Here is an 18,050-nt window from a genome sequence, read left to right as displayed (position 1 = left end):
AGGTGGTGTAATGGAAGATCAGGCCAAATCGACCGACGCGACGGCGCTGGCGGCGTTTTATCGGCGCGAGCGACTGCATCCGGAAAAGACTTACCTGGTTCAACCCTTGCCCGACGGTCAGGTGCAGAACTACAGCTGGGGCGAAGTAGGTGCCCAGGCCCGTCGCATTGCCAGCTACCTCCTGAGCCTCGATCTGCCGCCGCAGAGCCATATCGCATTGATATCCAAGAATTGCGCTCACTGGATCGTGACAGATTTGGCGATATGGATGGCAGGCCATATCTCCGTACCTTTATACCCCAATCTGACCGCCGACTCCGTGCGCCAGATCCTCGAGCATTCCGAGGCTCGCGCGGTGTTTGTCGGCAAGCTTGATGAGTGGGCCAGCATGCGTTCGGGGGTGCCGCAGGATATACCCAGGATAGGCTTGCCTCTGGCACCGGATGACCCTGATCTTCTCACCTGGCAAGCCCTGCTCGACGCTCACGAGCCTCTGCCGGGCACGCCCTCCCCGGAGCCTGATCAACTGGCTACGATCATTTACACGTCAGGCACCACCGGCATGCCCAAAGGGGTGATGCTCAGCTTCCAGAACATGTATTTCTCGGCCAACAATTGTCTGCGCCTGTTCAATATCAGCGATCAGGATCGTTTACTTTCCTATCTGCCGCTATGTCATGTAGCCGAGCGGCAGTTTGTCGAAATCGCCTCTCTACTGGCAGGAGAAACCATTTTCTTTGCCGACAGCCTGGATACTTTTCAGCGCGATATGCAGCGGGCCAGGCCAACAGTCTTTTTCGGCGTGCCGCGTATCTGGGTCAAATTTCACCTGGCAGTAATCAGCAGGGTCCCGCCGCGCTTACTGGATACATTGCTCAAGGTTCCGGTTCTTGGCCGGATCGTGGGACGTAGGGTGCTGGAGGGCCTGGGGCTTGATCAGATTCGTTATGCGGTGTGCGGCGCTGCGCCGGTGGCAGACAGCACAATGGCGTGGTATCAGAGCCTGGGCCTGAATATCGCGGAGGTTTATGGTATGACCGAGAACTGCGGCTACTCACATCTTGGTCGCCCCAAACGTTACAAAAAGGGTTGGATCGGCCTGCCTAATCCGGGAGTTGAGTGCCGGCTTTCCGAGGACGGGGAATTGTTGGTGCGCAGCAACGGCACCATGCAGGGGTATTACAAGGAGCCGGAAAAAACGGCTGAAACCATTACCCCGGATGGCTTCCTGCGAACGGGTGATATCGGGGAAATAGACAACGAAGGCTTTCTGCGACTCACCGGCCGGATCAAGGATATTTTCAAGACGTCAAAAGGCAAGTATGTAGCTCCTGCGCCGATCGAGAACCTCCTGTCGGCACATAGCAGGGTGGAGCAGGTGTGTGTGGTGGGCAATAACCTGCCCCAGCCGCTGGCGCTGGTCCAACTCTCCGAGGCAGGCGTTCATGAAGCAGGAGAAAATCGTCAGCAGCTTGCCCGCAGCCTGGCTGCCTTGATGGAGGAGGTCAACGCCGTTCTGGCCCGACATGAGCAATTGAGTTGCCTGGTTATTTTGGAGGATTCCTGGACTGTCGAGAACGGCTCCATGACGCCGACCCTGAAAATCAAGCGCAACGTCGTTGAAGCGACTTATCAGGACCGTTTTGAGGACTGGTCTGTCAGCGGCAAGCATGTAGTGTGGCAGGCAGAGGGTTGATAAACACAGCGTCATGAGTGGAGAGGAGGCAGGTCTGATGGGTATCTGGAAACAGGAAGTTGAGTTGGATCAGTTGCACGGTGGCCAGAGCATCAACACGCTTCTGGATATCCGTTTCGAAGATTTTGGTGATGACTGGATCAGCGCGAGCATGCCGGTGGATCACCGTACACATCAGCCCTACGGGATTCTGCATGGTGGTGCGTCGGTTGTGTTGGCTGAGACACTCGGCAGTACTGCTTCGTACTTGTGTATTGACAAGGACAAGTTCTACTGCGTTGGTCTGGAGGTTAACGCCAATCATCTCAAGGCAGTCCGTGCCGGCAGGGTCACCGCGGTAGCAAGACCGGTCCATCTGGGACGTACCACGCACGTGTGGGACATCCGCCTGCACAACGAGGAGGGTGAGGCGACCTGCATATCACGGCTGACCATGGCAGTCGTGCCCATAAAGTAACATAGACAGGACAATGCCTTGATACAGGTGCCGGGTTATAGCCGGCTATTCATGCTGGTCGCCATTACTTGTCCTGATTGGAGACTCCACATAGATTGCGCTCTAAAACCGGGCTCGATCTGACTCACTGGTCTTGTACCCTACCGGCCTTCGGCATGCCAAACAGGATAGTCTTCAATGCAAGCAAACAGTCATGAAGTGCGTTTTTCCCTGCCATCACTCGAAGTTGCGGCGAAGGTCTGGGGAGATGCAGATGGACTGCCCGTTATCGGGCTACATGGTTGGCTGGACAACGCAGCAACCTTCGATCGTCTCGCACCTCACCTGTCGGGTATTCACCTGGTAGCCCTGGACTTGCCAGGCCACGGGCTTTCAGGTCATATGCCCGCGGCAGGCTACAGTCTCTGGCAGCAGGCCGCTACCGTGCTTCAGGTGGCAGAGAGCCTGGGCTGGAAGCGCTTTGCCTTGCTGGGTCATTCCATGGGCGCGATCATCAGCGGAATTCTTGCAGGCAGCTTGCCAGACCGGGTGATGGGCGCCTGCCTTATTGATGGCCTGCTGCCTTTTACCTCCGAGGCCGAAGAAGCGCCCAGGCAGATGGCACGCTTCTTTGATGCCAGCCTTGCCCTTGCGGACAAACGTAAACCTGTTTACGACAGCGTGGCCAAAGCTGTTGATGCGCGAGCCCGTGGTGGTAATACCGCTCTAAGTCATGAGGCTGCTGCCTTGCTGGTGGAGCGGGGGCTGATGCCCGAACATGGAGGCTGGACCTGGCGAACCGACCCGCAATTGATGCTACCCTCACCCATGCGATTGACCAGCGAACATGCTGCGGCGTTCATTGAAGCTATCCAGTCACCTGTTTGTCTGGTGCTGGCCAACCAGGGTGTAATGCACAAGCACCCGCAGGTAGTAGAGCGGATCGAACGTTTTGCGCACATCACGCGCCACGACATTGATGGCGGCCATCACCTGCACCTTGAGGAGCAGGCCGAAGAAATAGCAACGATATTTGACAGTTTTTTTGCCAAACTGGCGTGATTGTCGATGCTGCACGGGAGGCATCGCGATACGCTGGTATGAAAACCACAACCAGGAGTATCGATGTCACTCACAGCTTTTAACCGCCACGTTCAGGTTTGCCTGGGGTCGCTACTTCTTGCTCCGCTGGCGCTGGCTGAGACCGTCCCGCAGGGTCTGAGCATCAATCCCTTTCCGGGCGCTCAGATAACCGACTCCAAGGTGCTACCTCAGGCCGATCACGCGGTGGTTATCGGCCTGGTGCGCAAGGTAAACAACCGTCTGCGGGCCGAGAGGGAGGTGCGTGCGACGGGCGAGCTTATCAGGGTGACATTCGAAATTCCCCGCATACACTCCCGAGCCGAAGGGTTCGAACATGTCAGGGATCAGTTGCTGGCTCGTCCACATAGCATGCTGTTCTACTGTGAGGGCAGGGAGTGCGGTGCCAGTAGCCTGTGGGCAAACGAAGTACTGGACAACTCCAGGCTCTATGGTCCGGAGGAAAACCAGGCGTACCTCTCGGTGAGACTGGAGGAAGATCCGCAGCGTCTGGTGAGTGTCTACGCCATAACTCGGGGTAACCAGCGTTCTTACGTACATGTTGATCAATTCACGCCCGAAGAGCCGATTGTCGAACCGCTTTATCCAACACCCTCGACCCTGTTGAAGTTGCTCCACGCCAATGGACGTCTGGCACTACCTGGGCTGGAGCTGGGGCTTGTAACTGAAAAACCGCGTGCGGAGGATCCCGAAGTCTGGATCAATCTGGTCAATCGCATGCTGCGCTCTGACACTCGTGTGCGAGTGGCAATCAGTGGTCAGCAGGCACCGGCAGTGATGCAGCGTCTGATCGATCTGGATATACGTTCATCGCGACTGGAAATAGGTCAGCCGTACCCGGAAACGGGCATTGTTATCGACAAGATATGAGGTCTTGTTGGCTCTGGCTTCAGTCCGGTTCGATCAACAGGCGGTCTGGCAATGCCTTGATCGCTAGCCAGTCAAACAACTGACTGCGGTATCGGCCTTCGTTGTAAAGCTCGGCCTGATCATCATAGTGAGGGTCCAGTGGGAAGCCTGACTGCCCCATTGGCAAGATGCTCAACGTACCGTTGAGGTCAGCCAGGTCAATCAGGCGCCGCGTTGAGGGACCTGCCTTGATCTCGTAGCGGTTGCCCCCGACGTCGAATGACATGCTGTTGAGGCTTTCCCGGCCGCCATCGACGGGAGTAGCTTCGCTATCGAAAAAACCGCCAAAGGGCAGGCGTTCACTCAATGGATGCCTATGTTGCAGAACGGCAAGCCTTCCCCAGGTCCACTTTTGCGTTTCCACTCCCAGATCCTGCGAGAGAGATTCGATAGTTCTTATCCAGGCCTGTTCGATCGCTGCCTGGCGGCCATCCATTATGGGTTGCTGGCGGTTGTCCCACCACGGCGAGGCGGGCTTCCAATACAGGCTGAAAAGGCTCTTCTCGGCCATGAGCGTATTGCGGAAAATGGCAAAGTTTTCTCCAAGCTCGTCGGCAAAAAGCGCTTCCAGCAGATGGTCCTGCCAACGCTGATACACGGCCGCACCTATTTCATCGCGGTTGAAGCTGCCGTCCCATTCGGCAAGCGTTGCAGCGGCTCTGGCAGCAGGCGCGCGCAGATCAGCGCTGAGCAATTGATCACTGAACAGGGGTAGAGCATCCTTGAGCACAGCCAGGGCCTGGGCACGGTGGGTGTCCAGCTGCATTGTCTTGAACTGTGAGAGGTCGAAGGTTTCCTCATTGCCGAGGAGCTCCTCGAGTCGCTTCGCCCGTTCCGAAGGAGCGTAATAGCCCGGCAGGAGCCGTCGCGGGTTGCTCTCCGGAAAGGGATTGTTCGCGCTGAATACATGGCCTTGGCCGGGATTTACCATGCGCGGATTCGCTGTAAAAGGCTGATAGCCGCGAAAGGCGTCGCCGCTGATGCTGCCATTGAGCAGGCTGAAGCCATTGTTGCTGTTCGGCCAACGTTTGATCAGTCCAATTGCCCACATGGCAATGTTGTCTTCGATATCGGCGTAGATCAGGTTGAGGCCGGGGGAGACATGCAGTGAGGCTGCCTGTTCAAACTCACCCATGCTGGCGGCGCGGGATAATCCGTAAAATGCCTTGGCAGAGTCGTTGGTGGGATCAAGAAAGGTCCAGAACAGGCTGACCGGCTGCCGGTCGCTTTCCAGGTCCCCGACCGATTGGCTTAATGGATCATTGATAATCGGCCCGTGGTGAGAGCTGCGCAGCCTTATCAGACGGTCTTCATGGCCCCGAATCTTGATCACTTCCTCGTGTATTGCCAGATCCCGCCAGCCTTTGTCAGCCTCCCAAACCTGGCTGGGATTGTCAGGATTGACCCGCTCGCGATAAAAATCGATCTCATCGTTCATGAGCATTGTCAGCCCCCAGGCGTGGCGCCGCGTCTGCCCAAGAAGGGGGAAGGGCATACCACCCAGGAAATGGCCATATACCTCGTGCTCGGGGGTCCTGATGTGGGCTTCAAACCAGACCGCAGGGGCGGCGAAACCAATGTGTGGGTCATTGGCGAGCATGGGAGCGCCGCTGCTACTGCGACTGCTGTTGACTGCCCAGGCGTTGCTGCCCAGAAACTGACCGGCGGGCAGGTGCCGCTCTACGTTGGCAACCCGGCCCAGCAGTTCATCCGCCCAACGGTTATCGTAAGTCCCTGTCACTGGTTCAGCCGGAGCGCTGCTGGGTGGGATGCTCTCTGGCCAGCCGGGAACCAGATCCTGCATATGTCGCTTTCCCAGCTTGCCCCGAACCTGGTCGGTAAGGGCATCGGTCTTGAAGGCTTCGGCAAAGGAATAGGCCATGTAGCCCATGATGTGCGCGATATCTTCGGTGGAAAAGTAGTCCGGGCGGGTCAGCAGGAGGCTGTATTCCAGCGGCTGCCCACCCTGGTCAATATACTGATTGATGCCGTCTTGGTAGGCATGGATCAACTGCACATGGGGCTGATCGCCCTGGGTCTCCAGGTAGGCGGCATAACGCTGGGCGAAGCGGTTTATGCCCAGCGAACGGAAGAATCGGTCCGTTTCGAGCGAATCGGCACCGAAAACTTCGGAGAGTCTTCCCGCGCCAATACGGCGTAACATATCCATCTGGAACAGGCGTTCCTGAGCGTGTACGTACCCCAGTGCGCGGTAAGCATCGGCGTCATGCTGCGCATCAATATGCGGTACACCCCAGGCGTCGTAGAATACCGAGACCGGTGCGCGCAGACCCGACAAGTCAAGCTGCCCGTTGCGTTTGGGCTCTGCCCTGTGCAAGCCCCAGCCAATCAGGGTGCCGATCACCGCCAGAAGCAGCAGCACGACCAGTATTATTTTCAGGCAACGAAATAGACGGGGTGTGAGCACGGAAGACCTTATGCGCCGGAGGACATCCGGGCATCATGCGCAGACCGGCTTTCGTCGTCAATCTACATCGACAATCAAGTAAACAGGGGCAATACAACCCATGACGCAAAGAGTGGCATTGGTATTGGGCAGTGGCGGTGCCCGCGGCTACGCGCATATCGGCGTGATCGAAGAAATCGAGCGCCGCGGTTACGTGATCGAGTGCATCGCCGGCTGCTCAATGGGCGCGGTTGTTGGGGGCATGCATGCGGCCGGCAAGTTGCAGGAGTACCGCGAATGGGTGTCGGGTCTTGATTATCTGGACGTGTTGAGACTGCTGGATATCGGATTTGGCAACATGGGAGCGATACGCGGCGAGCGGGTATTCGGCAAGATCCGGGAAATAGTTGGCGAGCAGCGCATCGAAGATCTGGCCATAGATTTCACTGCCGTTGCTACCGATCTTACCAACCAGCAGGAGGTATGGTTTCAGCAGGGTTGCCTGCATCAGGCCATGCGCGCTTCTGCAGCGATTCCCAGTCTGTTCTCCCCAGTGCGCCAGGGCGACCGGGTACTGGTCGATGGCGGGCTCCTCAACCCTTTACCGATTGTTCCTGTGGTGTCGTCCCATTGTGATTTGATAATCGCGGTGAATCTCAATGGCATGCGTACCAACGGCTACAGCCTTCCCGTGATCGAACGCCCGGCGCCGATGCGCCAGCAATGGGATCAATGGATGGAAACGCTGAGCATGCGCAACTGGCGTATGCGACGCGACGCTATCGGGGGCAAGGGTTTTATTGATGAAGTGGATTTTGTCGACGGGCCGGAGGAGGAGGTAGTGGTGGATGAGCCCGAGCAGGGTGGCCCTGGGTCAGCCCGTGGTAATTCTGCCACGGCTCACCCGACACCTGAGGTGCCTGCTGGGCCGGCCAGTCTCCTGGAGTTGATAAACCTGTCCTTCGAAGCAATGCAGGCGTCCCTGACCCAGTACAAGATTGCCGGGTACCCACCGGATGTCGTCATAGATGTGCCCAAGCGACTGTGTCGCTTCTTCGAGTTCCAGCGGGCGCCGGAGCTGATCGAGTTAGGTCGGATAGTGGCCAGCGACACCCTGGACCGCTACGAGAGTGGCAAACCCTGAGGCTCGCTGACGTGTTAAAGTTCGGCCTTTGTGCCCAATGCTGGAGAGCAGGATGAATGAGACAGTGCGCTTGACCGAATACAGTCATGGTGCCGGATGTGGCTGCAAGATTTCACCAAAAGTACTGGATGAGATTCTGTCGGTCGGTGACGCCGGCCCTGATTTTCCGCAGCTATGGGTGGGTAACCACAGTCGCGATGATGCCGCGGTTTTCGGCATCGACAGCGAGCAGGGCATTGTCAGCACTACCGATTTCTTCATGCCGATAGTTGATGACCCCTTTGACTTCGGCCGCATAGCTGCAACCAACGCAATCAGCGACATTTATGCGATGGGCGGCTCGCCGCTGATGGCCATTGCCATACTGGGTTGGCCGGTAAATGTTCTGCCGGCACATATCGCCGGGCAGGTGATCGCAGGAGCCCGCTCGGTATGCACCGAGGCAGGGATGCCACTGGCCGGAGGGCACTCCATCGATGCGCCCGAGCCTATTTTCGGCCTGGCGGTGACGGGACAGGTTATGCGTAGCCAGCTCAAGCGCAATGACCAGGCTCGCCCGGGGGCGCTGCTTTACCTGACCAAGCCGCTGGGTATCGGCATTTTGACCACCGCTGAGAAGCAGAAGAAGTTGCGCGCTGAAGATGCCGGTGTTGCGCGGGATCTGATGTGTCAGCTCAACACTGCGGGAGCCCGCTTTGCAAAGCTCCCCGGCGTGCAGGCAATGACCGACGTTACCGGCTTTGGGCTGCTTGGTCATCTGGCGGAAATGGCCGAGGGCTCCGGCGTCAAGGCGCAGATAGAAGAGAGCCGTGTGCCGCGCCTGTCCAGCGTTGCCTATTATCTCGCGCAGGGGTGTGTGCCCGGAGGATCGGGGCGCAATTTTGACAGTTACGGACACAAGATCGGGCCCATGCCCGAGGCCTGGCGTGATCTGCTGTGTGATCCTCAGACCAGTGGCGGACTGTTGGTGGCCGTGGATCCGGCGGCAGAGGAGGCGTTTCAGGCTGAGGCCCGGGCAGCAGGATTTGATCTGCAACCCATCGGTAAATGTGTCGAGGCCGATGGCGGGGCCTGGGTCGAGGTAACCTGATGCGCGAAAACACCGAGGATTTTCGACGGATTTTTTTGCAGTCCACGCCCATGATGGATTTGCGCGCGCCGATTGAGTTCAACAAGGGTGCGTTTCCTGGCGTCGTCAATCTGCCACTCATGACGGATGACGAACGCCAGCAGGTAGGCACCTGTTACAAGCACTCCGGTCAGGAGGCAGCCATTGCTCTGGGCCATAAACTGGTGAACGGCTCGACCAAAGAACAGCGGGTCGAAGCCTGGGCTGGCTTTGCCGCGGCCAACCCCGAGGGGTATCTCTATTGTTTTCGCGGTGGGCTGCGTTCTCAGTTGGTGCAGCAGTGGCTGGCCGAGGCGGGTATTACCTATCCGCGCATTATTGGCGGCTATAAAGCCATGCGTCGATTCCTTATTGATAGCCTCGAACACAGTGTTCAGACCCTGCCGTTGAATATTGTTGCCGGTCTTACCGGTACCGGTAAGACCGAAGTGATAAAGGCAGTGAAGAGCAGTCTGGACCTGGAGGGCCATGCCCATCATCGCGGCTCCAGCTTCGGGCGTCATGCGACCCCTCAGCCGAATCAGATCGATTTTGAAAATGCACTCGCCATAGAGGCGTTGCACGTAACAGAACAGGGCGCAGGGCAACTGGTACTGGAAGATGAAGGCCGTATGGTGGGCAGTTGCACTGTGCCACTTGAGCTCTTTCGGTTGATGCAGCAGGCACCGCTTATCTGGCTTGAAGACACCTTTGAAAACCGTGTGACGCGTATCCTTGGCGACTATGTGGTCGATATGCATGGTGAGTTTGCCGCTCTGCATCCCGATGACCCCCAGCAGGCCTTTGACCAGTTCGCCGAGCATCTCACTGGTGGTCTGTTACGAATACGCAAGCGTTTGGGCGGCGAAAAACAGCAGGCGTTGCTGGGAATAATGGAAAGCGCCCTGGCTGAACAGAAACGTACGGGCAGCGTTGATGCGCACCGGGATTGGATAGCAGGTCTTCTTACGGATTATTACGACCCCATGTATGCCTACCAGCGTAGTGGCAAGGATGAGCGTGTGGTGTTCAGCGGCGATCAGTCCTCGGTGGTTGAATACCTGAGGGACCGGACCCTTGTGTCAGTCTCTTGAGCTTGCATAGGCAAAGCGTATGAAGTGTGAACATCAAGGCTGATCTGGTCTGAATATGACGCTTGGACTGGTATCATTACTTCTGGTTGAAACTGTCAGGAGTTGGTACGCATGAGCAAGACATTCAGCGGCAAAGTCGCACTGGTTACCGGCGGCGCTGCGGGCATTGGTCAGGCGACCGCCGAAGCTTTCGCTGCTCAGGGAGCCCGGGTGGTTGTATCGGACATCGATGAAGAACGCGGCCAGTCCGTCGTCGAGGGAATCAGAGCGGCGGGCGGGGAGGCCGTTTTTGTGCAATGCAATGTGGTCAGTGCTGATGAGGTCAAGGCATTGATGGCGTCAGTGATCAGTCACTATGGCCAACTCGACTGCGCTTTCAATAATGCCGGCATCGAGATCGAGCAGGACAAGCTGGCTGATGGAAGCGAAGCGGTGTTCGACAGCATCATGGATGTCAACGTCAAGGGTGTCTGGCAGTGCATGAAATACGAAATTCCGTTGATGCTGGCCAATGGCGGTGGCGCAATCGTGAACACGGCTTCGGTAGCCGGATTGGGCGCTGCGCCGAAAATGAGCATCTACAGCGCCAGCAAGCATGCGGTTCTGGGCCTGACCCGCTCGGCCGCGGTTGAATATGGCAAGAAGGGTGTCAGGGTAAACGCGGTATGTCCTGCCGTTATCGACACCGAAATGTTTCGTCGGGCAGCTGCATTGGAGCCCCGCAAGGCCGAGTTTGCCGCAGCGATGCATCCGGTAGGCAGAATCGGCAAGGCGGAGGAGATTGCGGCTGCGGTACTCTATCTGTGTTCGGAAGGCGCCGCCTTTACTACCGGTATCGCGCTTCCAGTCGACGGCGGCTCTACCTGTATCTGAGTGGCTGGTGCTCGAGGGTCTATTCGTCCCGACCCTCGAGCATGGTGCGTTTCAACAGCACATAAACCGATCCGGTGCCGCCGTGGCGCGGAGTGCAGGAAGTAAATCCGAGTACTTTGCTGTGCTGCCTGAGCCAGGTGTTCACGTGGCTCTTGAGTATCGGGTTACGTCCGTCCTTGCGTTGTGCCTTGCCATGGGTCACACGGACGCAGCGAATTTCCATTCGGTTGGCTTCTGCCAGAAACTCCCAGAGTAACTCCCGCGCCTTTTCCACCGTCATGCCGTGTAGGTCGATCGATCCCTCGAAGGGTATCAGTCCGCCCTTGAGTTTGCGCAATTGGCTCTCCTGCACGCCATTGGCAGCCCAGGCAAGCTCCTCCTCGGGCAACACATCAATAACGAATTGATCCGAGAGTCCGTCGACTTTCAAGCGGTTGGTTGGCTGCACTGCCAGTTGCCTGGCGGCCTTGATACGCGCTCTGTCGGTTTTAGGCTTGCCGGTATCGGCCTGATCGACCTTGATCGGTCTGGCGCCTTTAATCGCCTGACGGAAGAGGTCCAGGTCATCCAGGTCTGTATGGTCTTTGCTCATCGGGAATCGATCATTTGGCAAAAATTGAAGTGTATCAGTAGTCTCCGGGCGCATGGAGGGTAGAATGCGGATCTGACAGACCATCAGGAACCAAAGCCATGCATGAACTCACTGCGCTAACCACCATCCGTGACTATGTCAGACTCGGTGTAAGCCGCTTTCACGAACAGGGGCTGTTTTTTGGCCATGGGTCGGATAATGCCTGGGACGAGGCGCGGCTACTGGTGCTGCACGCTCTGTATCTACCCTGGGAAACCCCTGAAAGCTACCTTGATTGTCACGTCAGCGAAGCTGAGCGTAACGTTATCCTCGCGTTGCTCAATCGGCGTATGGATCAACGCATACCTGCGTCCTATCTGACCGGCCACGCCCGGTTTGCCGGCTATGATTTTTTCGTCGACGAACGCGTACTGGTACCACGCTCACCCATTGCCGAGCTGATTACCAACCGATTCGAGCCCTGGCTGGAGCGCGACCCGCTTCGTATCCTGGATCTGTGTACTGGTAGCGGCTGCATCGGGATAGCCTGCGCGCACACATTCGAGCATGCCGAAGTGGTTCTGGCCGACCTCTCTGCCGACGCCCTTGCGGTTGCAGAAACCAATATAGAAGCTCACGGGCTGCAGGAGCGAGTGGAGACGCGGTGGTCGGATGGTTTCGAGGGGATGCCGGGCGAGCGATTTGACCTGATTGTCAGCAACCCGCCCTATGTGGATGCCGAGGATATGGCAGACCTGCCGGATGAGTACTTGCATGAACCCGAGATGGGCCTGAGTGCCGGCGCAGATGGCCTGGACCTGGTGCGGCGGATGCTGGCCGAGGCGGCAGACCATCTGACCGAGGATGGCGTCCTAGTGGTTGAGGTAGGCAACAGCATGGTGCATGTGGTGGCGCAATGGCCGGAGGTGAACTTTGAATGGGTGAATTTCACGCATGGCGGTCATGGCGTATTCGTGCTCAGTGCAGCCCAGTGTCGACAGTACCAATCGTTGTTTGTTGCCGGTCTTGGCGGAGCATCAGCTGAGAACCACCCATAACAACATCAGAGCCTGAAAGACGGCGAAGACTATGAGGCAGCCGATAGCGAAACGCTGCCCGGTGTCATTGCTCTGATAATGATCAATGGTGCGCTGTAGCTGAGCTGTTTGTGCTGACTGTTTGAGATTGAGGGCCTCCTGATCGCGCAGCTGCCCCAGCAGCTCTGCGACATGCAGGACCCCAATGCGCTCGCTGTTCCACTGGCTGATCAGTTCGTTGACCTTTGCAGCCCGGGCCTGTCCGACGGCGGTAGGGTCGTCAGGCTCCGAAACTTCGAAGCCGGCCCTTGTGAGTAATTTGCCGCGGACCTGGCTGGCTTCCTCGCCTGCTGTATTGGCGTCCTGCAGTTGAATCGGGGCGACTGTATAGTCACCATAGCGACGCTGGCACCACTCGATCAATTGGGCCAGCAGGAATCCGCCCATGCCGCGTTGGGCCGGTTGCATGCGCAAACCGCTTACGGGCGCAAACCGCACGCGCTGATTCTTGTGATCAACCAGCACCTCCATATGATTTGCGCCCTCCACTAAAGACTCGTTCTCCAGCTGGATCTGCAGCCGGAAAACCTCCAGGTGTGCCGCCTGATCCTGGAATACCGTTACCCGGGCAAGGCGTTCCGGCTGGGTTATTTTCCTGTTCTTGTAGATGGGCTTGAGTTGTATCCAGTAGAGATCGGCGACGCGCATCCGCGCAAAGGGATCACGTGCGGGCTTGGCCGGCAGTTCGGTCTTGGCCTGTTTATCCTTTGCATCGGAGTGGGTATCGCTCATGGTCTCTGGTTGCCTGGGCTGATGTCTTGTTCAGGATGTTATCGGCTGCCCGAGCCGATTCTGCAAGTCTCTTTTGCGATCACAGGAGATCGGCCAGTGCCTGCCAGGCCAGACGCGCCGCCAGTAGCGTCAATACCAGGTTGAATACCAGGGCAAACCGCTGATCGGATCGTCTCTTCAACAGGTGCAGACCAACCCAGGTGCCCAAGGCACCCGAGGCGATCATTGCAGCGATCAGTCCCAGCCATTCACTGAAAACAAACCCGGCCGCGCCATATACGACAGCTTTTGGAGCATGTTGCAGTGCCATTGCCGCAGCAAATGTGGCGACCGTGGGCAAACGTTGTTCCTGTTGCTGTTTGATAAATGCGGCCACCAGTGGGCCGGTAGCACCTACGAACAGGCTGACAAAACTGGTCAGCGTGGCTGCGATAAGGGTTCCTGCCGCCCCGGTTGCCACTCTCGGGATGGCGGGTCCCCAGCACAACAGCAGAATGAAGCCGGCGATGCACAGTTGAATCAGGGGCAGGGGCAGGTCAACCAGAAACAGACTGCCCAGCCAGGCACCGAGAATCACTCCCGGGGCAAACCAGCCGATAGTCACCAGGTTGATATGGCGCAGCGTCATCATGGCGCGACCGGCGTTGGAACCCAGCTGCACCACGCCATGCACCGGAATGATTGCTGTGGGTGGCAGCACTACGGCCATCAGCCCGAGCAGCAGGACCCCGCCGCCAATGCCCACCGCGGCGGTAACAGCCGAGGTAACTGCGGCGGCAATGACCAGCACAATAACCGCGACGGCGGACAGGTCCGCAGGGAGGAGGGCTTCTATCAGGACCTGCATTAATACCTGCAATCGTAAGAAAAACATAGCCTAGCGGGCCCCAGTCGGACTGTCACCTGTGCTGGCCCGGCGTTATACTGCTGAGCTTCAATTATCAGACCTCAGGTTGCGCGCATGTCCGGGAATACCATTGGCACCTTGTTTACTGTCACTACGGCTGGCGAAAGTCATGGCCCGGCACTGGTTGCCATCGTTGACGGTTGCCCGCCCGGACTCGAGTTGAGCGCTGCCGACTTGCAGCACGATCTTGACCGCCGCAAGCCGGGCACCAGCCGGCATACCACCCAGCGTCAGGAGCCCGATGAAGTCGAGATCCTGACCGGTGTATTTGAAGGTCGCACCACCGGTTGTCCGATAGGACTGCTGATCCGCAATACCGATCAGAAGTCCAAGGATTACTCGGCGATCAAGGATACGTTTCGTCCAGCCCATGCCGATTACACCTACCACCACAAGTACGGCGTGCGCGACTACCGTGGCGGTGGTCGTTCGTCTGCGCGTGAGACCGCGATGCGCGTCGCGGCTGGCGCGATTGCGCGTAAGTACCTGGCAAGCCAGGGTATTACCGTGCGCGGCTATATGAGTCAGTTGGGGCCGATCGAGATACCCTTCAAAAACTGGGAAGCGGTCCATGAGAATGCTTTCTTTAGCGCCGATCCCGGCAAGGTTCCCGAGTTGGAGGCCTACATGGATCAGTTGCGGCGCGATCAGAATTCGGTTGGTGCGCGAATTACGGTCGTGGCCGAAGGTGTGCCTCCCGGGCTTGGTGAGCCAGTATTTGACCGACTGGATGCCGAGTTGGCCTATGCGTTGATGAGCATCAATGCGGTCAAGGGTGTCGAGATTGGTGCCGGTTTTGCGTCGGTCGCCCAGCTGGGTACCGAGCACCGTGACGAACTGACACCCGAGGGCTTCACCAGCAATAACGCCGGGGGTGTGCTTGGCGGTATTTCTTCCGGTCAGCCGATCGTCGCCCACCTTGCCCTCAAGCCCACGTCCAGCATCACCACACCGGGCCGCTCGATAGATGTTGACGGCAACGCGGTCGAGGTGATCACCAAAGGTCGTCATGATCCCTGTGTGGGCATCCGTGCCACGCCCATTGCCGAGGCGATGATGGCTATTGTTCTGCTTGACCACCTGTTACGTCATCGCGGCCAGAATGCCGATGTAAAGGTCGGCACGCCGGTACTCGGTCAATTGTAGATATGCCACCTGGATCGAATTCCTTACCGTGAGTTCGGTATTGCCCTACTGGCGCCTCTCCGGCTTCTATTTCGCCTATTTCGCGTTGCTCGGCGGGGTGGCGCCATTTCTGGCGTTATATTTCGATCATCTGGGGTTCAGCGCCGCGCGCATCGGTGAGCTGATCGCGATACCCATGCTGATGCGCTGCGTGGCTCCCAATCTATGGGGTTGGTTGGGAGACGTGAGTGGCCGCCGACTGACAATCGTGCGTCTTGGCGCGCTCTTTACCGCCATTGCGTTCACCGGCATATTCTATCGCCAGGATTATCTCTGGCTCGCGCTTATCATGGCCGCGCACAGTTTCTTCTGGCATGCAGTGCTGCCGCAATTTGAGGCAATCACGCTCAGCCATCTGGGCCCCCAGTCGGCACGCTATAGCATGGTCAGACTATGGGGCTCGGTGGGGTTTATCGCCACTGTGGTGGGTTTGGGGCTGCTTCTGGAGGTCTTTACCCTCGATATCTATCCCGCTGTTATGCTCGGGATCATGTTGGCCATATTCCTCTGCAGCCTGGCCGTTCCGCCGACGCCCACACCCCCAGCCAGGCACCGGGATGTGCCGGTCGAGCGATTCGTCACAATGTTGCGAAAGCCCGGTGTGCTGGTGTTTTTCATCAGTGTGGGCCTCATGCAGCTGTCCCACGGGCCTTACTACACCTTTCTTACCCTGCACCTGGAATCGATTGGCTATAGCCGCGGCCTGATCGGTCTGCTCTGGGCCCTGGGTGTGCTGGCTGAAATCGTTCTTTTCCTGTTCATGACCCGCATACTGGCGCGGTTCAGTCTCAAGCAGTTGCTCGTTGCCAGTCTGTTGCTGGCCTCACTGCGTTGGTTCCTGCTCGGCAGCATGGCAGACAATCTGGTTACATTGCTGCTGATCCAGCTCTTGCACGCAGCCACATTTGGCAGCTTTCATGTGGCAGCCATCCACTTTATCCAGAACAGTTTCAGCGAACGCTCACAAGGGCAGGGGCAGGCCCTCTATGCCTCGCTTTCAGGCGTCGGCGGGGCCCTTGGCGCGTTGTACTCCGGCTACAGCTGGGCATCGCTGGGTGCGCAATGGACATTCGGTATTGCCGGTATTGCTGCTCTGGTGGCCGGCGTCATGCTTTATAGGGCGTTGCCTTCCAGGTAGTGTCGGTTGTTCTGTCTGGGGTAATCGGGCTGTATGCTCGCCAGACGCCACCCTATACTGGTCACGAAGCCAATTACTCTGGGAAATGTGCAATGTCGATTCTTGCGGTCTATTCCGACAGCCAGCTTCAGGTACCTGTAAAGGTGTTGACCCATCTCGAGGACATAGTGCCGATTCTGGCCGGTGCCGGCGTGTCCTTGAAAACAGTCGCGCAGAACCTGCTGAACAAGCGCATGATGACTGAGATGCAGGCCATTGAAATATCTGGCGAACTGCTGGCGATAATAGGTGTCGAAAACACTATGGCGTTTGCCCAAGTGCTTGAGTTGCAGGGGCCTCCCGGGTATGCGGACGCCCCTGCAGATCAGGGCGAAAGCGAACAAGTACTGGCTGGTGACAGCTTGTGGTTGTTTCTTGATGGTGCAGCCACACTGTGTATTCATCACGACGGCAAGCTTCTGGTGCTCAGTTGCAGGCGTGGTGATTTACTGGCATTGCCCGCAGGCAGGGCTCACTGGGCAGTGCCAGTGACGGGTAGGCAATGTCTTGTCGTGCGTCGTGGTCGCAATGCGGGCGCCCTGTTGGCCAGGCTGACAGGTGACGACATTGCCAGTCGTTACCCAGTACTTGAACTTTGACCCGTCAGCGGGTGAGCGGTAAGAAATCTATCCAACAAGGAGTTGTATATGGACGTTAATTTTGGCGGTGGCATTCTCGGCCTGGTCATTCTGATACTGGATATCTGGGCGATTATCAATATCGTGCAAAGCAGCTCGAGCAATGGTGCGAAGGTACTTTGGGTACTTCTGGTACTTCTGTTGCCGGTAGTCGGTCTGATTATCTGGTTCTTCGCAGGTCCACGGGGCAGGGCGGCCTGAGTGGTTGAAGACGATACCCCGGTAGCACTGGTAACCGGTGCTGCAAGGGGCATTGGCAAGGGAGTCGCCACCAGTCTGCTGAAAGCGGGCTGGTCGGTGGCGCTGACTGATATTGATGAAGTTGCCGGTCAGGCTGCTGCGGAGGAGTTGGCGCGGCTGTGCGGTGCATCCGGCCGGGTGGAATTCATCCTGATGGATGTGTCCGACGAATCCAGCGTGGTTGCCTGTTTGGAACAGCTGGAGGAAGATTTTGGCCGTCTTGACGGTCTGGTCAACAATGCAGGCATTGCCGATCCTGACAATGGGCCGGTTGAGCAATTGACTCTTGAAGCCTGGAACCGATTACTGGCTACCAATCTGACCGGTCCTTTTCTGGTCTCCAAGCACGCTATCGGATTACTTCGCGAATCAGGTGGAGCCATTGTCAATATAGCCTCCACCCGTGCATTGCAATCAGAAGCCAATACCGAAGCCTATGCTTCGGCCAAGGGTGGTCTGGTGGCATTGACTCATGCCCTGGCTGTGAGCCTGGGTTCTGCAGTACGGGTAAACGCCGTGAGCCCCGGCTGGATTGATACCCGAGACTCGCAGCAACAGCGTATTGACCCTCTGCGGTCGATTGACCACCAGCAACATGCGGTAGGACGTGTCGGGCAACCTGGCGATATCGGATCGCTGGTGGCCTTTCTGCTCAGCCCTGCGGCGGGTTTTATCACCGGGCAGAATCTTGTTGCCGATGGCGGCATGACTCGCCAGATGATCTACGTGGAGTAG

18 protein-coding genes are annotated in these 18,050 nt (G+C 57.7%); 14 read left to right on the top strand and 4 right to left on the bottom strand.

The annotated features are described in order from the left end of the window. Positions 1 to 10 precede the first annotated feature (10 nt). The 4 genes from IEV54_RS14885 (at position 11) to IEV54_RS14870 (ending at position 4,103) form a co-directional block, all read left to right on the top strand. Positions 11 to 1,696, top strand: a complete 1,686-nt coding sequence (locus IEV54_RS14885) for an AMP-binding protein (protein ID WP_150278919.1) — start codon at positions 11 to 13, stop codon at positions 1,694 to 1,696. Positions 1,697 to 1,733: 37 nt separating this feature from the next. After that, entirely contained in the window at positions 1,734 to 2,153 is a 420-nt protein-coding gene (locus IEV54_RS14880) for a hotdog fold thioesterase (RefSeq protein WP_150278920.1), read from the top strand. 177 nt (positions 2,154 to 2,330) lie between these two features. After that, positions 2,331 to 3,194 carry an alpha/beta hydrolase gene (locus tag IEV54_RS14875; protein WP_150278921.1) on the top strand — a complete coding sequence of 288 codons (864 nt, stop codon included), beginning with the start codon at positions 2,331 to 2,333 and terminating at the stop codon, positions 3,192 to 3,194. A gap of 63 nt (positions 3,195 to 3,257) precedes the next feature. Next, entirely contained in the window at positions 3,258 to 4,103 is an 846-nt protein-coding gene (locus IEV54_RS14870; protein ID WP_150278922.1) for a DUF4892 domain-containing protein, read from the top strand. A 19-nt stretch (positions 4,104 to 4,122) separates the two neighbouring features. Here the strand turns inward: IEV54_RS14870 and IEV54_RS14865 are convergent, their stop codons facing one another. Continuing rightward, on the bottom strand, positions 4,123 to 6,570 hold the full coding sequence (locus IEV54_RS14865) for a penicillin acylase family protein (RefSeq protein ID WP_188434473.1): 2,448 nt from the start codon (positions 6,568 to 6,570) through the stop codon (positions 4,123 to 4,125). A 100-nt stretch (positions 6,571 to 6,670) separates the two neighbouring features. Here IEV54_RS14865 and IEV54_RS14860 point away from each other — a divergent pair, with 100 nt between their 5' ends. The 4 genes from IEV54_RS14860 to IEV54_RS14845 all read left to right on the top strand — a co-directional run bounded on the left by IEV54_RS14860 (position 6,671) and on the right by IEV54_RS14845 (position 10,768). Next, positions 6,671 to 7,693, top strand: coding sequence for a patatin-like phospholipase family protein (locus tag IEV54_RS14860; protein ID WP_150278924.1), 1,023 nt, complete (start codon positions 6,671 to 6,673; stop codon positions 7,691 to 7,693). 52 nt (positions 7,694 to 7,745) lie between these two features. Next, positions 7,746 to 8,783, top strand: coding sequence for a selenide, water dikinase SelD (selD, locus tag IEV54_RS14855; RefSeq protein ID WP_150278925.1), 1,038 nt, complete (start codon positions 7,746 to 7,748; stop codon positions 8,781 to 8,783). Continuing rightward, positions 8,783 to 9,895, top strand: a complete 1,113-nt coding sequence (gene mnmH / locus IEV54_RS14850; RefSeq protein ID WP_150278926.1) for a tRNA 2-selenouridine(34) synthase MnmH — start codon at positions 8,783 to 8,785, stop codon at positions 9,893 to 9,895. The genes selD and mnmH overlap by 1 nt, the downstream gene beginning before the upstream one ends. 111 nt (positions 9,896 to 10,006) lie before the next feature. Next, complete coding sequence (locus IEV54_RS14845) at positions 10,007 to 10,768, top strand: SDR family oxidoreductase (RefSeq protein ID WP_150278927.1); 762 nt, start codon at positions 10,007 to 10,009, stop codon at positions 10,766 to 10,768. Positions 10,769 to 10,787: 19 nt separating this feature from the next. Here IEV54_RS14845 and IEV54_RS14840 read toward each other — a convergent pair whose 3' ends face one another. After that, on the bottom strand, positions 10,788 to 11,360 hold the full coding sequence (locus IEV54_RS14840) for a Smr/MutS family protein (RefSeq protein WP_150278928.1): 573 nt from the start codon (positions 11,358 to 11,360) through the stop codon (positions 10,788 to 10,790). Between the two features lie 98 nt (positions 11,361 to 11,458). Here IEV54_RS14840 and prmB point away from each other — a divergent pair, with 98 nt between their 5' ends. Further along, positions 11,459 to 12,397 carry a 50S ribosomal protein L3 N(5)-glutamine methyltransferase gene (prmB, locus tag IEV54_RS14835; protein ID WP_150278929.1) on the top strand — a complete coding sequence of 313 codons (939 nt, stop codon included), beginning with the start codon at positions 11,459 to 11,461 and terminating at the stop codon, positions 12,395 to 12,397. Here the strand turns inward: prmB and IEV54_RS14830 are convergent. Beyond that, on the bottom strand, positions 12,377 to 13,168 hold the full coding sequence (locus tag IEV54_RS14830) for a hypothetical protein (protein WP_150278930.1): 792 nt from the start codon (positions 13,166 to 13,168) through the stop codon (positions 12,377 to 12,379). The two genes, prmB and IEV54_RS14830, sit on opposite strands and share 21 nt — an antisense overlap. Before the next feature lie 79 nt (positions 13,169 to 13,247). Next, positions 13,248 to 14,015 (bottom strand): sulfite exporter TauE/SafE family protein, encoded by a 768-nt coding sequence (locus IEV54_RS14825; RefSeq protein ID WP_150278931.1) that lies wholly within the window; start codon positions 14,013 to 14,015, stop codon positions 13,248 to 13,250. A gap of 114 nt (positions 14,016 to 14,129) precedes the next feature. On the opposite strand from IEV54_RS14825, the gene aroC reads away from it, so the two are divergent. The 5 genes from aroC to IEV54_RS14800 all read left to right on the top strand — a co-directional run bounded on the left by aroC (position 14,130) and on the right by IEV54_RS14800 (position 18,050). Continuing rightward, the gene (gene aroC, locus IEV54_RS14820; protein ID WP_150278932.1) at positions 14,130 to 15,221 is read left to right on the top strand and encodes a chorismate synthase; all 1,092 of its coding nucleotides are present in this window, start codon (positions 14,130 to 14,132) and stop codon (positions 15,219 to 15,221) included. A gap of 28 nt (positions 15,222 to 15,249) precedes the next feature. Continuing rightward, entirely contained in the window at positions 15,250 to 16,398 is a 1,149-nt protein-coding gene (locus tag IEV54_RS14815; protein ID WP_150278933.1) for an MFS transporter, read from the top strand. Positions 16,399 to 16,490: 92 nt separating this feature from the next. Continuing rightward, positions 16,491 to 17,036 (top strand): cupin domain-containing protein, encoded by a 546-nt coding sequence (locus IEV54_RS14810; RefSeq protein WP_150278934.1) that lies wholly within the window; start codon positions 16,491 to 16,493, stop codon positions 17,034 to 17,036. A 48-nt stretch (positions 17,037 to 17,084) separates the two neighbouring features. Continuing rightward, positions 17,085 to 17,276, top strand: a complete 192-nt coding sequence (locus tag IEV54_RS14805; protein WP_150278935.1) for a PLDc N-terminal domain-containing protein — start codon at positions 17,085 to 17,087, stop codon at positions 17,274 to 17,276. Next, complete coding sequence (locus IEV54_RS14800) at positions 17,277 to 18,050, top strand: SDR family oxidoreductase (RefSeq protein ID WP_150278936.1); 774 nt, start codon at positions 17,277 to 17,279, stop codon at positions 18,048 to 18,050.

The sequence above is a fragment of the Halopseudomonas salina genome (assembly GCF_014637955.1).
GTDB classification, from domain to species: domain Bacteria; phylum Pseudomonadota; class Gammaproteobacteria; order Pseudomonadales; family Pseudomonadaceae; genus Halopseudomonas; species Halopseudomonas salina.
This window is presented reverse-complemented; position numbering and strand designations above follow the sequence as displayed.